We start from the raw sequence: 14,969 nt of genomic DNA on the forward strand, positions 1-14,969 counted from the left end.
GGCGCGTTCTCACCCCTCTGCGACTCCGCGTCTCTCCGCCTCTGCGTCCCATTTCAATCGCGATCGCATCAGTCCTCTCGATGCGTTGAAGCTGGCACGCAAACAGTGGAGAACAACTGTTCAAAGCAGGTACGCAGGAGTCATGGGGTATGTGAGCCGTTGGCGTTCGCCACGGTTTTCACGCACAACCGGGGCTAACGCCCAAACGGCTCACATGGTTGTGCTTGATCATTCCTGCCGACTTTTGTTCCGTGTGCGAAACCCAACGCTTCAGCGCCCGCCTCCACCCAATCCAAACTCAAACAGTTCGAAACAGACCTTGGGTCGGTACCTTGCGAGACGGAACAGTTGAGGACAACTGTTCTACTCTGACGATGCCGGAGCGGCTTGATTCGGCCCACTGGCATTCTCGCGCATCCGGCTGTGATAACATGGTTGCCCCACCTTGAAACGGGCCACGCCAGACTCTCTCCCAGAACGCCACCATGAAGAGAATGTTGTCCGGGATCCTCCTTGCGATCCTTCCTGCCGCAACGGTTTCCCTCGCCAAACCACCGATCCCAACGCCCCGCGAAACGCCGGTGGTGGGCGACATGGACCACTACTTCCTCGAGTCCATGTACGACCTCAAGGAGTCGGACGCTGGGTTGCAACACGTGGTCGATTCACCTGCGTTTCGTGAGTTGGTGGCGAAGCATGACCTCAAGCTTCTGGGCGGCCCCATGTTGGGCTGCGTCACCGATCACAGTGCCCGGATCTGGGTCCGGACAACGCAACCCGCCAGCGTGCAAGTCGTGATGGATGGGCAGTCCAGCGAAGTCGTCCAAACCTCGGCGGAGATGGACTACTCGGCACTCCTGGACCTCGGAAATCTGCAGCCTTCGACGTCGTACACCTACGACGTTTTGGTCGATGGACAAAGCGTTTTCGCCGACCAGCAACCAACCTTCCAGACTTATCCGTCCAAGGACGAGAAGGCAACGTTCAGCGTCGCGTTTGGCGGCGGAGCCCGCTACAACCCGCCGAAGGAAAAGATCTGGGATGTGATTGCGGGGCGTTCGCCGGAAGCGATCCTGTTGCTCGGTGACAATGTCTACATCGACCAACCCAAGTCGCGCACGAAGCAGCGTGTGCACTACTACCGTCGGCAACTGCGACCTGAGTTTCAACGCCTGACCGCGTCGACGTCGGTGTACGCGGTCTACGACGATCACGATTTGGGCGTGGATGACTCCTCGGGTGGCCCCCGCAAATTCAAACCGAGTTGGAAATTCGAATCCTGGAAAGTCTTCCGTGAAAACTGGAACAACCCATCGTACGGGGGCGGCGATGAACTTCCCGGTTGCTGGTTTGATTTCTCGATTGGGGACGTCGACTTCTTCATGCTCGACAATCGCTACTATCGATCGTTTGAAGACGGGACGATGCTGGGCCCGGAACAAAAGGAATGGTTGTTGGCGAAGTTGAAAGCATCGGATGCCACGTTCAAAGTTCTCGCTTCAGGGACGCTGTGGACGGAGCACGCTGACAAAGGCGGGAAAGATTCTTGGTGGGGCGTGAAGGAAGAACGCAACGAAATCTTTGACTTCATCGACCAAGAGAAAATCGGCGGCGTGATTCTGCTGTCGGCTGATCGACACCGCACCGACGTGTACAAGATCGAGCGTCCCAACGGCTACGACTTGTTCGAGTTCGAGACGTCGAAGATGACGAACGATCACACGCATCCCACCAAAGAAAAAGCCGTCTTCTCTTACAACGAAGGCAACTTCTTTGGGATGTTGCGATTTGATTTGGAGAAGGCCGATCCAGAAATGGCGTTCCAGTGCATCACAATGGAAGACCAAAAGGTCTATGAGATGACGTTGAAACGCAGCCAACTGCAGGCGGCAGAGTGACGCGACGAAATTCGATCGTTTCAATCGGTCTCGTCAATTGAGTCGTCCACGACGTTTCAACGAATGTAGGATGGGCACTCTTGCCCGTCAGAGTGGCGGACGTCAGCCAAGAGTGGCCAACCGACAGCAAATTCCACAAACCGGTCAGCAAGGCCGACGCAGAATGCCCGACGCCGGCCCCGTCCGGGGCGAGGATCGCCGCCATGATGCACGTTCGGTACGAGCCCCGTCATCGCCTCCACCGCCCAGATTTTGAAATTTACAATTTACAATTTCACTTTTTCAATCCATCCCCCATCGCATCCCTCGCCACCTGTCGCCGCTTCGCGGCTTGTCGAGCGAGACTGTGACACCCAAGACCTCGGGTTGAAAACCCGAGGCTAACAACTGTCACCGCTCCGCGGTTGTTAAAACACCGAACACCCACAACCAGTCGCGGAGCGACGGAAGCCGGAAGCCTTGGGTTTTCAACCCAAGGTCACACACCAACGACACACAAGTCCTCAAGTCGCGGAGCGACGACAGTTGATTGCAGCCCCGCCACCGAACGACCCACCGGTTCGCATCCTCGTACGATGGGCTTCCAAGCCCGTCGAAATGAAACCCCAACACGTCACGGCTCGTCGATTGAGTCGTCCACGACGTTCTAACGCCTTTAGGATGGGCACTCTTGCCCGTCTGATTGGCGGATGTCGGCCAAGAGTGGCCAACCGACGGCAAATTCGACAAACCGGTCAGCGAGGCCCACGCAGAATGCCCGACGCCGGCCCCGTCCGGGGCGAGGATCGCCGCCATGATGCTCCTTCGGTACGAGCCCCGTCATCGCCTCCACCGCCAAGATTTTGAAATTTACAATTTACAATTTCACTTTTTCAATCCTTCCCCCATCGCAACCCTCGCCACCTGTCGCCGCTCCGCGGCTTGTCGAGCGAGATCGTGACACCGAAGACCTCGGGTTGAAAACCCGAGGCTAACAACTGTCACCGCTCCGCGGTTGCTAGAACACCGAACCCCCACAACCAGTCGCGGAGCGACGGAAGCCGGAAGCCTTGGGTTTTCAACCCAAGGTCACACACCAACGACACACAAGTCCTCAAGTCGCGGAGCGACGACAGTTGTTCGCCCCGTCGCTGAATGATCCCCGGTTTGTGCCGGTCGTTGGTCTGCTGTTGATTTCAGATCGAACGAAACCACTTGTGTCCGCTTGATCTCAGCAGCAACACGTACAGCATCGCGAACAGATAGAAACCGATGAAGGTGCCGCTGACGATCATCGCTTGCTCGTCGGCGTTGCCGCTTTCCATGTCCACGATCAACAGGACCACAAAGGGTTGGCCGATGAAAATCGGAATCAGCCCAAAGATCCAGGCCCATTGGCGGCTCAACAGTGTGAGTAAAAGCAGTGTCCAACCGACGGCGAGACTGAGAACCAGCGTGATCATCCCTTGGGACAAATCCATCCAGATACCGGCGATTTTGAAAAGCACATTGGCGACCGCGATCGTGAACGCCATCCCCAGAATCTGCCGGATGTTGCGTTGGCCGGTCGGAGGAGTCTTCCCTCGATGAATGGGACGCCGAAACCATTGCCAAATTAGAAATGGCCCCAAGCATGAAAGGCCGGCCACAAGCATCAACTGCGTCGCGATCGATGGCATGGCCAGCCACGCCAATGCAATCACGATCGCATCGACGAGCAGGAAGCACCCCACGCCCATTTGACAACGTCGTGTACGCCTTCTGGAACGGCCTTCGGCAGGCACATGAATCAGCGAGCACCAAGTGCCCAACGCAGCCCAACTCGCGGTGAGTCCACCAAGTGAACACGCCAGAAACAACTGGTTCTCGTCCGCTAAATCCTCCAGATCCTGCAACCCGCCGAAGCTTGCCGCAACAATCGAGAGAACGACCGACCAAACCAAGCACCATCCCAACAGCACCCCATCGACTGGATCCTCCTCCGGCAACGAGTCATTCATTCCAAACTCTGCTCGCGAAGCGACTCGATCGATTGAAACTGCAGGGGCAATTCACCGTCACGACGGTCGGCCATTTGCTGCAAGATCCGCGGGTCGGTTTGCGCCGACTGGAAACGAACTTCGCCAGATCCAAACAAAAAGTGGACACCGCCGGGATGGCGGCTGCCGACCGAACCCACCGCCGATGCAGGTGGTTTGGCAAAGCGATCGTCGACGGTTTGGATTCCCCCACCAACATTCCGCAGCGTGGCGCGGGTCCCGCTCAACCATCCCAGATCATCGAGTGGCAACAACTTCTCTGAAACGAAGGCGGTGTTCGCCAATCCATCCGTCACATCGTCACGCGTGATCGCGACGTTGAGAAGGAAGACGCCATGGTCGCTCTCATCGATGGATTTTTCAGTCGGATGGTGCAACCCAACATAACTGCTGGCGTTGTCCGGCGTTCTCGCGGCAGATGGACACTGAACATGCGGGACACTCAATGCCAACACAGGCCGATTGGCCTCGTCGTAAACACTGACCGAACGAAGGATGCGATCACCAATGACGGGTTGGTCCATCAAGTCCATCAACCGCCCTAACCAATTGTGATGGTTCCCCACCGCGGTGCTGGCGATTGGTCCGGCGATCCCATCGTTTGGATCCAAGACCGTTCCCACGGGAAAGTGCATCCAACGATCGTGATAGCTTTGGATTGCCAAACCAATCGGGAGCATTTTCGATTGGCAGGACGCACGCCGGGACGTTTCGCGAATCGATTGGAGCGCCGGAGTGAGCATCCCAACCAGGACCCCGATGATCGCGATCGTGACCAGCAATTCGACCAAGGTGAAGCCGTGCTTTGTGCTGCCGAAACAAGCGAGAGGTTTTGACTGGCGAACGTTCATGAGTTGCCTCGTTGTAGACGTCGGATCGACATGCCAGGCCGGTTGTTGCGAACCAAAGTGGCTTCGATTTGGTTGGGTGGTTCACTGGAGGTGATGACTTTCACATCGATCCAAACTCCGGCGTCTTCGTCAACAGGCAGCCGAAGGTCGGATTCGAGCTCGTCGCCCAGCGTCTGAGCGGTCCGGATCGCGGATTCGAGCAACGCGACGGATTGATGATGCAGGTCATGTCGTCGTGATTGGGTGGCTCGTCCTCCCGTCGCGATGGCGAACGTTCCAACCAACAAGGCCAGCGCGAGCACCAACCCCATGGCGGCCAAACCGCGGCGAATTGGCAAAGGATGTCGGCGATGAATCCGGCGACGGGCGTGTGTCAAAATCAAGGGGACATCCTCGGGGCGGCTAGGATTTGAATCGGTTCCGTGGGGCGGTCAGGCAGTGCAACGGTTAGCTCGACGAGCGATGCTTCTCGATCGGAGTCGGCATCATCCTCCGATAGCAGTTGCAGTTGAAGTTGGACCTGCGAACGTTCACTGATCAGGTAGCGGTCGGATGCAATCAACGAATCGTTAATCGATTGGGCAGTGGACTCAACGGTGCGAGCGAAAGCGGGTTCGGAACCGAAGTCGTACACGATTCGTGAATCGGAATCGCTGAAGTCGAGGATCAACTGCGCCCCCTCCACTTCGACTTGGTTGGCATCCGCAACATCCCGCCGGATGTCATTCGCCAATCGTCGAATCTCTTGCCGGTCGAGCGCGGCCGTCGTTGCGTGCTGGCTGCTGGTGCGCATCAACGACACCAACCCCAACGTCCCGCCCAGCATGGCGATGACGAGGGCCAGCGTGACCAGCGTTTCAATCAGGGTGAAGCCGTGTCGATGATTCATTCGTTCGGCTCCATTCGCCACACATGATGCTGCAGCGTTTGCGAATGGACGGTGGTTTGGATCGTCAAATGCAAACCGTCTCGGGAATCCGTTTCAAAGGGCTCCATTTGGATCTGAACACTGGAATCCGGGTCACGTTGCTCGACGACGCCCGCCAAGTCTTCGTAGGGAATCAATGACAATCGTTGGGCTTCATTTTCAATCGCAAGCTGGCGTTCCAAACGATCGGTGGAGACACGATCGAACGCTCGTCCACTGTGATGCATTTGCACCGCGAACCCAGTCGAAATGGCGAGGAACGCAACCCCAGCCATGGTTTCCATCAACGTGAAACCATGGTGTGCGTTCGTGCGTGATCGGTTGGAAGAAGCCGCTCTCATTCGTTCAACTGAGTGCTTGGGTGAGGGTGGTCAGAAACAAAAACACAGCCATGATGTGGGCCATCACGTAGACTCCCACCAAGACGGTCCCCAGCGGGACCAACCACGACATGCGAAGTTTCCATCGTAACGATCGACGACGCGTGAGATTGTCAACCAATTGATTGATCGCGGAGGGCAGATGATGGTTGCCGGCGGCGCTGGTCAGCCATGTTTGCTCTTTTGAAGTGACCACTCGCGAACGGTGGAGAGCATCCGGCAAGGTGGTGCCATTTTCGATCAACCGGGATGCCTTGCGGCATCGATTCCGAATCCAAGGAACCCGAGAGGATTGCGACGCAAGCGACAACAACTCTGGTTCGGCGTTCCCGGCACGAATGCCGATGGCCAGCGACCGCAGAATCTCGCAACGCCAGCGTTCGATCGCGTCTTTCCCAAACCAAGGGATCCAGCGGATCAACCAGGTCGGTTGCCAACGAATTAGGATCGCCATCAAGAACCAGATTGAAAGGACGATCATCATCGCTTCATAGACCGTCGTGATCGTTTGCAGCACACCACCGAAACTCGATCGCGTACTGACGAACTCGTCCCCAAATTCATCAAACAGTTCGATCAAGTTTGACCGAAACAAGCTTCCCATGCCCCATGCCAAGAACATGGTGGCAAGCAAGTAAATGAATTGTTCGGCAATGATGGGGGCGGACGCCGGAGTGGTGGCGTCGATGTCTTCGAATCGCGACGTTTCTTTCGCGGACGCGGCAGTCGATTGCGGCTGGGCATGCTGGATCGCCGCCAGCGTGTCGGCGGAAACCGGCAGTTTGGATCGCCGGACGGCTTTGACCAACGACTCGCCTCGCATCAATCGGGCAGAGAATGATTTGGCTTGGCAGGCGATGCGGCTGGTCGAACCATTGGCGAGCGATTCCGCCAAGACGGGGTAGGACGCGCGTGTGCCCGCCGCCAATCGCATCCAACGATTCAGCGATTCCGCTTCGTCAAGGTAAGTCCAACGCCGGGCAACCAACAGCGTCCCCATCAGCATGGCCAACAACACGAAGGTGACGGGATGAGGCGCTGAAATTGCCAACGCCACCACGCAAGCCAACCAAAACAACCATTCAAAGAACGCAAAAATACGAACCGTTTTCGGGCGGAACTGCGAGGCTGGTTTTGCGATCAGATTCCGCTTGATGGTCCGCAAGGTCGCAGCGAACAGTCCGCAGACGATGGCAATGCCGATGAAAATGAATTGATGTGACACTGCTTCTCACCACCATCCAAAGTAGGTCAGGCCTTCGATCACCGAGACAATGGCTGTGTTCGCAGCCAAAATCGCGAAACCCGCCGTCAACACTGCCCCAATCAGTCCGATCCGAAACAGATGTCTGACACTGCGTTGGGATCTGGACTCAATCAGAGAATGACTGTCCGAGGCCGCCTGATACCACATACGAATGGTTTCCTCCCGCGACAATTGACCTTGTCCGAGTGCCGTCACGGCTGCCAACGGATGATCCTTGATCGGCGGGTGACTCAGGGCATGTTCCCAAGACTGTCCGGCATCGAGCTGCAGAGCCGAATGAGCGGCCCAGTTCCGAAGCGGAGTGAAACGCGCTTCCTGGGCGGCGAACCGAAACGCATCTCCGTAGGTTTGCGACCCAACCACGGACCGGTAAATCGATTCGCAAAAATCCGCCAGAGCAATCGTTTGTATCGCTCGTCCGACACCAGGGATCTTCGCCGCAACCACTGAAAGGAAAACGGGCAAACGACCTTGCAAAGAAAGCAGAACCAACAACCATCCCGCCAATGCGATCACCGCCGCCCCCGCATAGATCCACATCAGGGTGTACATCCAAGTGACCACGAATTCTTCCTCTTCCCAACCGACGTAGTAGACCGCTCCTTCGCAAATCTGTGCGACCGCGAAAAGTAGAAACGCTCCGACTGCCAACGCCGCCAGCAGGTACAGCAGGCTGAGTGTGGCAGCTCGAGCGAGGCTGGAACGCCCGTTGTCACGGATGGCAGCCCAGGTCTCCACTTCGGCTTGGTCGGCAATGCTCCAGGAATTCATCGGGGGACCTCCCCGATGGCATGGAGCAGTGGCGAAATCGCGGCCTGCAACAAAACAATGATGATGGCAATCATCAGGATCCAAGCGATCCAGTGAGGAACGTTCTGCAGCCACCAAGTTTGCTGTTGATTCGCTCTTTGTTCGTGCAGTTCACTGAGTTTGCGCAAGTCATGGGCGATCGCTTGCGGATCGCGTTTTCCAGCCACCAAGTCCACGACGCACTCCTTGATAGGAGCGGGAGCCTGCTGAGGAATCTCGAGCGAGTGCTCGGAGGTAGCGCCACGGCGAACGTTGGTGGCGACGGCCTTCCAGCCTCCCGGTGCTCCGGAAGCAGCGACTTCTGCGGCGCACTCGATCGCTCGAGCGGTGTCGATTTTCGCGTCAGGGATCTCGATTTGAATGGCCAACCATCGACAGAACGTCGCCAGGACGCGAGAGGGCTGGGCTCGTCGAATCGAACGTCTGATTCCCCAGTGAATCCAAACGGCAAAGCACGCCAGGATACAAATCACAACCACGGCGGCGAGGGCATAGTTCTGCGCAAATGTCTGGCAGATTTCTGTGACGGAAGGAGCAAAGGGCGATGGAATGGGTTCCGATTCCGATATCGCTATCAAGATCCATGGCAACACGAAGAACGCCACGACCGAAGCGACCAACATGTTGAGAAGCGGGTTGATCGCAGCCAACCAAACGTGTCGTCGTTGGTCCTCGCGTTGCCGTATCAAGCGAACCGTTTCGTGAATGGGCAGCGTCGATCCCGTTTCCGCCATGATCTGCATGGCGATTCGAATGGACGTTTGGTAGGGCAACGACAGCGAAGCCATGGCGACCGAAGGAGACTGACCTTGTTCGATTCGCGCACGAACGAAATCCGCTGCACGACCGAGACGCCCGAGCGCCACGTCATTCAATCCAGCCAATCCTGATACGAGCGAACGTCCAGAGTTGGCCATCGCGGAAACTTCCTCCAACAACATCGCGAGTGACTCGTCGTTGAGTTGGATCGAGTCGGCGGTGGAGGCAGGCGTTGGAGCGGGGCCGCTGGTCATGAACGGTGTCCCAAAACGCGGAACACTTCTTCTCGATCCGTCACACCCGCTTCGATCAAGCGTTCGGCTTGGGCTCGCAGGGAATCGATGCCCGCGTCTTCGATGATTCGATCCAGCTCGGATGCGGGAAGCTGATTGGCCAACGCGTCGAAGATGGCCCATCCACATTGGGAATCGTTCAGCTCCACGATTTGAGCGATCGGAATCCGCCCGGCGTAGCCCGCTCCGTGACACTGATGGCAATCACGGTTTGCGTCGGCATGGCAGGCATCACATCGTCGCCGCAGCAGGCGTTGGCACATCACGCCACGCAGCCCACTTTGAATCGCGAACGTTGGCAGGTTCATTTGCACCAACCGACGCAAAGTTCCTCCCACGGTTCCCGCATGAATCGACGAGAAACAAAGGTGACCTGTCATCGACGCTGCCAGCACAGCCTCGGCGGTTTCCACATCGCGGATTTCGCTGACCAGCAACACCTCCGCGTCCTGGCGAACAGCGGCCCGCATGGCGGACGCCAACGTCAAACCGCTGCTGGACTGCAGCTGGCTTTGACTGATCGAGTCGATCACCGATTCGATCGGGTCTTCGATCGTCAACACACTGCGTCGGAAGTCCCCGCTGGCGATGTGTGACAGGCAAGCGTACAGAGTCGTCGTCTTCCCGCTTCCCGCAGGACCGGCCACCAACAACCAACCGTCGCGAGCGTTGCAAATTGTTTGCAGACGAATCCGAGTGTTTTCATCGAGACCAAGTTCATGCAATTGCCGAACGTTTTCGCGGTCTTCCATGATTCGAATGGCAGCCCGATTGCCATGCACGGTCGGGAAGACACCCAAACGCATTTCACGTTCGGTGTCGCTTGCGTTGCGATCTGCGTCACCACTTCGCCATCGCAGCGGACCTTCTTGGGGCACGCCCATTCGATAGGACGGCAATCCCGCGAGCGCCATCAGTCGTGCCACCGGATCGCTTTCTTCGCTTCTCGGAAACGACTCGACCGTTTGCAGAACGCCATCGATTCGAAAGGAGATCTCCCATGACTCCGCGCGAGGCTGAAGGTGCACGTCGCTGGCACCGCGCTGAATCGCGGAGGTCAAGCAGTTCTGGATCACTTCGGTGGCGAAGTTCGGATCCATGGGGGACAGACGAGACGCGGGGCTGATCACCGATGAAAGTTCTCCTGCGAAAATCTTGGGCACGAAACCGCCACGCGCCGCGGAACGTTAGACTAGCGGATTCCCCCGAGGGAAGTATGCGATGAGCCTAAAAAGTTTCGAACAAAACGACAGGCTGGAAGCCGATCCCACTTTCTATCTGTGCGAGGATGACATGACGCGATCACAACGTCGAAACGGATTCACGCTGTTGGAGTTGCTTGTTGTGACGGGCGTCATCGGGATCTTGATCGCGCTGTTGTTGCCAGCGGTGCAAGCGGCACGAGAGGCAGCCAGACGGATGAGTTGTTCCAACAATTTCGGTCAGATCGCTTTGGGCGTGGCGCAGTACCACGATGCGTTCGGGCATCTGCCGCCGCATGGAACGGGGACCTTCAACAACGCCAATGATCCGCTGACAACGAATCAGTTTCGATTGAGCTTTCTGGTTTCCATCACACCCTTCGTTGGCCAGGTTCCTCTCTGGGAAGCGATCAACGAAAGCCATGAGGGTGATCCGCCGCAGGGTGACAGCAATGAGGGAGAGAACTACTACTCTGGATATGACTATGACGAGATGGAGTTCTACGACGAGATGGACTTCGGAGACCTGGGCGAGGGCGAAGTGCGACACACCTACCCGCCCATGGGCCCCGCACCTTCCATCTCCGCCTACGAACCGTGGCGGAATGAGGTGGGGACATTTCGTTGTCCGTCCGATCCGGGAATAGGACTCCCTGCACTCGGACGCACGAACTACGCCGCGTGTCTTGGCGACGCGATCCAAGGGTTGGACGAAGGCTTGTGGATACACGACGGAACCGCTTGGTCACCCAGTGGCAAATTGCAAATGGAAGCGACCGGTCGCGGCATGTTCGTGCCACGCATGATCACCTCTTACGACGACGTGAGGGACGGATTGTCCTCGACGATCATGTTGGGTGAGATCTGCACCGACTTGGGCGACAAAGACATCCGAACGTTTCCTTCGTTGAACAATGGTTGGGGCGGTGGCGTGCTGGATGACGCGGGGATGTGCAGGTCACAGCAAGATGTAGACCGGCCCATGTTTTGGGATGTTTCAGCGGGTTCGGCTCAGCTTTCATCCAACCAAGCTCAGGGGCGTGGTTTCCGCTGGGCCGACGCACTGCCGTTGATGACTGGATTCAACACAACGCTGCCTCCCAATGCAGCACTATGTTTTGGAGGGGACGAAACCACGATTGGAACATTGACGATGAGCAGCCGTCACCAGGGTGGCGCGCATGTCGCGATGGCGGACGGCGCGATCAAGTTCATCACCGACTCGATCGACGCCGGTTACGAAATCCCCTCGGTCATTCTTGGCGGAGAAGGCGAGCAGGCTCCAGGGAATCCCAGCAACTTTGGATTGTGGGGTGCACTCGGCACTCGCGATCAAGGTGAATTGATTGACACTGGTTTTTATTGACACTGATTTTTGACGCAAGAGATGAACTGACGAGTCAACGCGTCGAGAAGCCAGAAGGCCATCGGCCAACCCAATCCTGTTTCTTTCCATCGCAGGGGCAATGTCCCTGACGATTCTCCGCCTTTGCGTCCAATTTCAATCGCAATCGCATTAAGCCTTTCGAAGCTTCGAAGCTGGCACGCAAACAGTTGGGGACAACTGTTCTACTCTGAACTGCCGGAGCGGCACCGAAGCGGCTTGATCGTGGCACTCTAAAGCTGGTCGGTTTGGAAGGTGTCGCCTTGGTTCAGGTCGCCGGTTTGCAGGCCCTTGGTGAACCAACGCAGACGCTGTTCGCTGGTGCCGTGGTTGAACGTTTCGGGTTGGACATAACCTCGACTGCGTTTTTGCAGCGTGTCGTCGCCGATGGCGCGCGCGGCCGTCATCGCTTCTTCGATGTCACCGTCTTCGATGATGCGGTATTTCTTTTCCGCATGGTGCAGCATCACGCCGGCGAAGAAGTCGGCTTGCAGTTCCAACTTGACTGAATACTTGTTGTATTCCACTTCCGGAACCCGTTGCCGAATTTGATCCAGTTGATCGGTGTAGCCAAGCAGGTTTTGGACGTGGTGGCCGACTTCGTGAGCGACCACATACGCTTGGGCAAAATCCCCCGGTGCACCGAGTTGGCGAGCGAGCTGGCCAAAGAAAGAGGTGTCCAGGTAAACCTTTTCATCCGCCGGGCAATAGAACGGTCCCGTGCCGCTGCTGGCCATGCCGCATCCACTGTTGACTTGGTCTTTGAACAGCACCAGTGTCGGTTTCTTGTATTCGCGGCCGGCCTGGGCAAACAGATCCGTCCAGACGTCTTCGGTGTCGGCGAAGACGGTGCTGACAAATTCACCGGCTTCGATTTCTTGCGGTGTCAGCTCGACCTCGCCACCAGCACCACCCGGGGCAGGTTGCTGGGCGGCTTGTTGCAGGAACTGCTGAGGGTTGCCGCCCAGCAAGCCGATGATGATCGCGATCACGATCACGCCGATCCCACCGCCAACGACCGCGCCACCGCCACTGGTCCGACGATCTTCCACATTGTCACTTTGTCGTCGTCCACGCCAACGCATGCCGCACCTGTTGTTTGATTCGTTTTTTAGAAAAGAGCTGGGCGTCGACCCGAACGGGGACGCCGTTCAAATTGTCACACAATTGTTCAGGTGAGAAAAGCGTCGGGGGGCGAAGTGTGGCCCGGATTGAAAATCATCCGTCCGGCTGCGAACCAGCTCGGAGGTGATGGTCCAAGTCCATGAAATGGGGGTCAGCGGAAACGCCCACTCTGCGTTGGATTGTCGCAAAAGCGGTTGTGACCTAGGTTTGGCGTGAGAATCAGCTTTTGGGTGGTCAAATGAGACACATTGCCCCCTCAGCTGGCTGTTCCTGGATCGCGAATGGGCACCTTCACGGTAAGATGAACAGCCTCATCAGCCCTCTTTTCAATTCGCCAATATGCCATCTTCTTCGTTGCTGATCCGTTTGCCCGCCTTGTCCGTTGTGGATTTGGTCGGTGCAGACGCCACCGCGATCCTGCACAACTTGACCACCAACGATGTCAAAAAGCTGACCTCTGAAAGTCCGAACCGCTTCGGATTGGAGACGTTCATCACGAATGTTCGCGGCAAGTGCTTGGGCCACGTCGTCGCCTTTGCCACTGAAAACGGGTACCGAATGATCGGATCCCCTGGCGTCATCGCAACCGCGGATAGCGTCAGCAGCATGCGGCAATCGCAAGCCATCGCCGAGCACGCCGACCGCTACACGATCCGCGAAGACGCGGCGCCGGTGATTCGCGACGAAGACCTGGCCGCTTGGATGGTCATCGATGGCAACGAAGAACCGGCCCAGACGACTCCGTCGCCACGCATGACGACCCAAGACGGCATCGATTCGTATCGCTTGCCTTGGGTGAAGTCCGGCACGTTGTTCTTGCTGCCCGTGGAAACCGCCCCGGAACACCCCTCGGTGATTGCCGAACGATTGGGAGTGGAGTCCGATTCGTTGGTTGCGGGGGACGAAAACGATTTCCACGCTCATCGTCTTGCGGCCGGGTTCCCTTGGTTTGGAATCGATCTGACGGACGCTCATTTGCCTCAGGAAGCCGACCGAGAGACGCAAACGATCAGCTTCACCAAAGGCTGTTACTTAGGGCAGGAAACGGTCGCTCGCTTGGACGCACTGGGGCAAGTTCAGAAGAAACTGGTGCGTTGGAAGCTGTCTGGATTGCCAGCGGGGACCCAGCCCGAGGCGGACGACAAACTTCGTGCTCAAGACGCGGCCGCGGATGCCAAACCGGTGGGGCGAATCACCAGTGTGGGACGCATCAACGATCAAGGGGAAGGTTTGGCCATGGGATATGCTCGCCGCAGCCACTTTGAGGCGGGATCCGTTTTGGCGGGTTCGAGATTGGCGGAAGATGTGGGCGAAGTGACCTACACCGCAGAAGTGTTGCCGCCAGTGCGAGGAGAATCGCCAGAATGAACGATTTGACGCTCGAAGAGTTCGCCGATTTGCTGGAACTCGTTCGGCAAGGCGACGACGATGCCACCGCCGTTCTATGGGAACGCTACTTCCAACCCCTCGTTCGGCTGGCAGGAACCAGATTGCCCAAGAACCTTCGGCGGTCTGGCGACGAAGAAGACATTGCGCTTTCGGCGTTCCATAGTTTCATTGCGGGGGTTCGGCGAGAAAAGTTCCCTGATTTGTCAGGCCCGGATAATCTCTGGGGACTGCTGATCACGTTGACCAGTCGCAAGGTGAACGCTCATTTGCGTCGTCAAACGCGACAAAAACGGGGTGGCGGCCAGGTTCGAGGTGAGTCAGTCTTTCTGGACGCTTCGGGGGATTCCGGTCGTGCAGGGTTGGAGCAGTTCGCCGGACGAGGCGAATCCGACAACGCCCCGCCCGACTTGAGACTGGAACTGGCCGAGGCATGTGAGAAATTATTGGATGATCTACCGGACGAGCAATTGCGGGAAATCGCAGTGATGCGAATGGACGGTTTTTTGGTAGATGAGATCGCGACCAAACTGGGCGTGAGCAAGCGAGCGGTCGAACGACGCCTGCAATTGATACGAAAAACATGGACGGAAGCGGCGGAGTCCGTGCCGGACCAAACATAGAAGCGTTGCCAAGCTCCTCGCACACACGCTTCGATCAGAGCACAC

The 14,969-nt window shown here is 57.3% G+C and carries 14 protein-coding genes; 4 read left to right on the plus strand and 10 right to left on the minus strand.

Going from position 1 to position 14,969, the window contains the following annotated elements; genetic code table 11:
• Positions 1-494 precede the first annotated feature (494 nt).
• Positions 495-1,898, plus strand: a complete 1,404-nt coding sequence (locus RISK_RS25685) for an alkaline phosphatase D family protein (protein ID WP_047817193.1) — start codon at positions 495-497, stop codon at positions 1,896-1,898.
• A gap of 1,175 nt (positions 1,899-3,073) precedes the next feature.
• On the opposite strand, the gene RISK_RS25690 is transcribed toward RISK_RS25685, so the two are convergent.
• The 9 genes from RISK_RS25690 to RISK_RS25730 form a co-directional block, all read right to left on the minus strand.
• Positions 3,074-3,877 carry a hypothetical protein gene (locus RISK_RS25690; RefSeq protein WP_102017673.1) on the minus strand — a complete coding sequence of 268 codons (804 nt, stop codon included), beginning with the start codon at positions 3,875-3,877 and terminating at the stop codon, positions 3,074-3,076.
• On the minus strand, positions 3,874-4,767 hold the full coding sequence (locus RISK_RS25695; RefSeq protein ID WP_047817194.1) for a DUF1559 domain-containing protein: 894 nt from the start codon (positions 4,765-4,767) through the stop codon (positions 3,874-3,876). The genes RISK_RS25690 and RISK_RS25695 overlap by 4 nt, the downstream gene beginning before the upstream one ends.
• Positions 4,764-5,150, minus strand: a complete 387-nt coding sequence (locus RISK_RS25700) for a hypothetical protein (protein WP_047817195.1) — start codon at positions 5,148-5,150, stop codon at positions 4,764-4,766. The genes RISK_RS25695 and RISK_RS25700 overlap by 4 nt, the downstream gene beginning before the upstream one ends.
• Positions 5,147-5,656, minus strand: coding sequence for a PulJ/GspJ family protein (locus RISK_RS25705; RefSeq protein ID WP_236696707.1), 510 nt, complete (start codon positions 5,654-5,656; stop codon positions 5,147-5,149). The genes RISK_RS25700 and RISK_RS25705 overlap by 4 nt, the downstream gene beginning before the upstream one ends.
• Positions 5,653-5,970: a hypothetical protein gene (locus tag RISK_RS25710; protein ID WP_047817214.1), complete on the minus strand. Its 318-nt coding sequence runs from the start codon at positions 5,968-5,970 to the stop codon at positions 5,653-5,655. The genes RISK_RS25705 and RISK_RS25710 overlap by 4 nt, the downstream gene beginning before the upstream one ends.
• 70 nt (positions 5,971-6,040) lie before the next feature.
• Positions 6,041-7,300, minus strand: a complete 1,260-nt coding sequence (locus RISK_RS25715; RefSeq protein WP_236696708.1) for a type II secretion system F family protein — start codon at positions 7,298-7,300, stop codon at positions 6,041-6,043.
• Between the two features lie 6 nt (positions 7,301-7,306).
• Complete coding sequence (locus tag RISK_RS25720; protein ID WP_047817197.1) at positions 7,307-8,113, minus strand: hypothetical protein; 807 nt, start codon at positions 8,111-8,113, stop codon at positions 7,307-7,309.
• Entirely contained in the window at positions 8,110-9,165 is a 1,056-nt protein-coding gene (locus RISK_RS25725) for a type II secretion system F family protein (RefSeq protein ID WP_047817198.1), read from the minus strand. The genes RISK_RS25720 and RISK_RS25725 overlap by 4 nt, the downstream gene beginning before the upstream one ends.
• Positions 9,162-10,367, minus strand: a complete 1,206-nt coding sequence (locus RISK_RS25730) for a GspE/PulE family protein (RefSeq protein ID WP_236696709.1) — start codon at positions 10,365-10,367, stop codon at positions 9,162-9,164. Before RISK_RS25730 ends, RISK_RS25725 begins: the two co-directional genes overlap by 4 nt.
• Before the next feature lie 130 nt (positions 10,368-10,497).
• Here RISK_RS25730 and RISK_RS25735 point away from each other — a divergent pair, with 130 nt between their 5' ends.
• Positions 10,498-11,772 carry a DUF1559 domain-containing protein gene (locus RISK_RS25735; protein WP_047817217.1) on the plus strand — a complete coding sequence of 425 codons (1,275 nt, stop codon included), beginning with the start codon at positions 10,498-10,500 and terminating at the stop codon, positions 11,770-11,772.
• Between the two features lie 251 nt (positions 11,773-12,023).
• Here the strand turns inward: RISK_RS25735 and ypfJ are convergent, their stop codons facing one another.
• Complete coding sequence (gene ypfJ, locus RISK_RS25740; protein ID WP_047817199.1) at positions 12,024-12,875, minus strand: KPN_02809 family neutral zinc metallopeptidase; 852 nt, start codon at positions 12,873-12,875, stop codon at positions 12,024-12,026.
• 379 nt (positions 12,876-13,254) lie between these two features.
• On the opposite strand from ypfJ, the gene ygfZ reads away from it, so the two are divergent.
• Complete coding sequence (gene ygfZ, locus RISK_RS25745) at positions 13,255-14,283, plus strand: CAF17-like 4Fe-4S cluster assembly/insertion protein YgfZ (RefSeq protein ID WP_047817200.1); 1,029 nt, start codon at positions 13,255-13,257, stop codon at positions 14,281-14,283.
• Positions 14,280-14,924, plus strand: a complete 645-nt coding sequence (locus RISK_RS25750; protein WP_047817201.1) for an ECF-type sigma factor — start codon at positions 14,280-14,282, stop codon at positions 14,922-14,924. Before ygfZ ends, RISK_RS25750 begins: the two co-directional genes overlap by 4 nt.
• The last annotated feature ends 45 nt before the right edge of the window (positions 14,925-14,969 follow it).

The organism is Rhodopirellula islandica (assembly GCF_001027925.1).
Classification (GTDB): Bacteria; Planctomycetota; Planctomycetia; order Pirellulales; family Pirellulaceae; genus Rhodopirellula; species Rhodopirellula islandica.

Excerpts from the sequence above, each read along its gene's own strand:
- RISK_RS25685 (WP_047817193.1), top strand. The coding sequence starts at position 495 with ATGTTGTCCGGGATCCTCCTTGCGATCCTTCCTGCCGCAACGGTTTCC.
- RISK_RS25690 (WP_102017673.1), bottom strand. The coding sequence starts at position 3,877 with ATGAATGACTCGTTGCCGGAGGAGGATCCAGTCGATGGGGTGCTGTTG.
- RISK_RS25695 (WP_047817194.1), bottom strand. The coding sequence starts at position 4,767 with ATGAACGTTCGCCAGTCAAAACCTCTCGCTTGTTTCGGCAGCACAAAG.
- RISK_RS25705 (WP_236696707.1), bottom strand. The coding sequence starts at position 5,656 with ATGAATCATCGACACGGCTTCACCCTGATTGAAACGCTGGTCACGCTG.
- RISK_RS25710 (WP_047817214.1), bottom strand. The coding sequence starts at position 5,970 with ATGGCTGGGGTTGCGTTCCTCGCCATTTCGACTGGGTTCGCGGTGCAA.
- RISK_RS25720 (WP_047817197.1), bottom strand. The coding sequence starts at position 8,113 with ATGAATTCCTGGAGCATTGCCGACCAAGCCGAAGTGGAGACCTGGGCT.
- RISK_RS25725 (WP_047817198.1), bottom strand. The coding sequence starts at position 9,165 with ATGACCAGCGGCCCCGCTCCAACGCCTGCCTCCACCGCCGACTCGATC.
- RISK_RS25735 (WP_047817217.1), top strand. The coding sequence starts at position 10,498 with ATGACGCGATCACAACGTCGAAACGGATTCACGCTGTTGGAGTTGCTT.
- ypfJ (WP_047817199.1), bottom strand. The coding sequence starts at position 12,875 with ATGCGTTGGCGTGGACGACGACAAAGTGACAATGTGGAAGATCGTCGG.
- ygfZ (WP_047817200.1), top strand. The coding sequence starts at position 13,255 with ATGCCATCTTCTTCGTTGCTGATCCGTTTGCCCGCCTTGTCCGTTGTG.
- RISK_RS25750 (WP_047817201.1), top strand. The coding sequence starts at position 14,280 with ATGAACGATTTGACGCTCGAAGAGTTCGCCGATTTGCTGGAACTCGTT.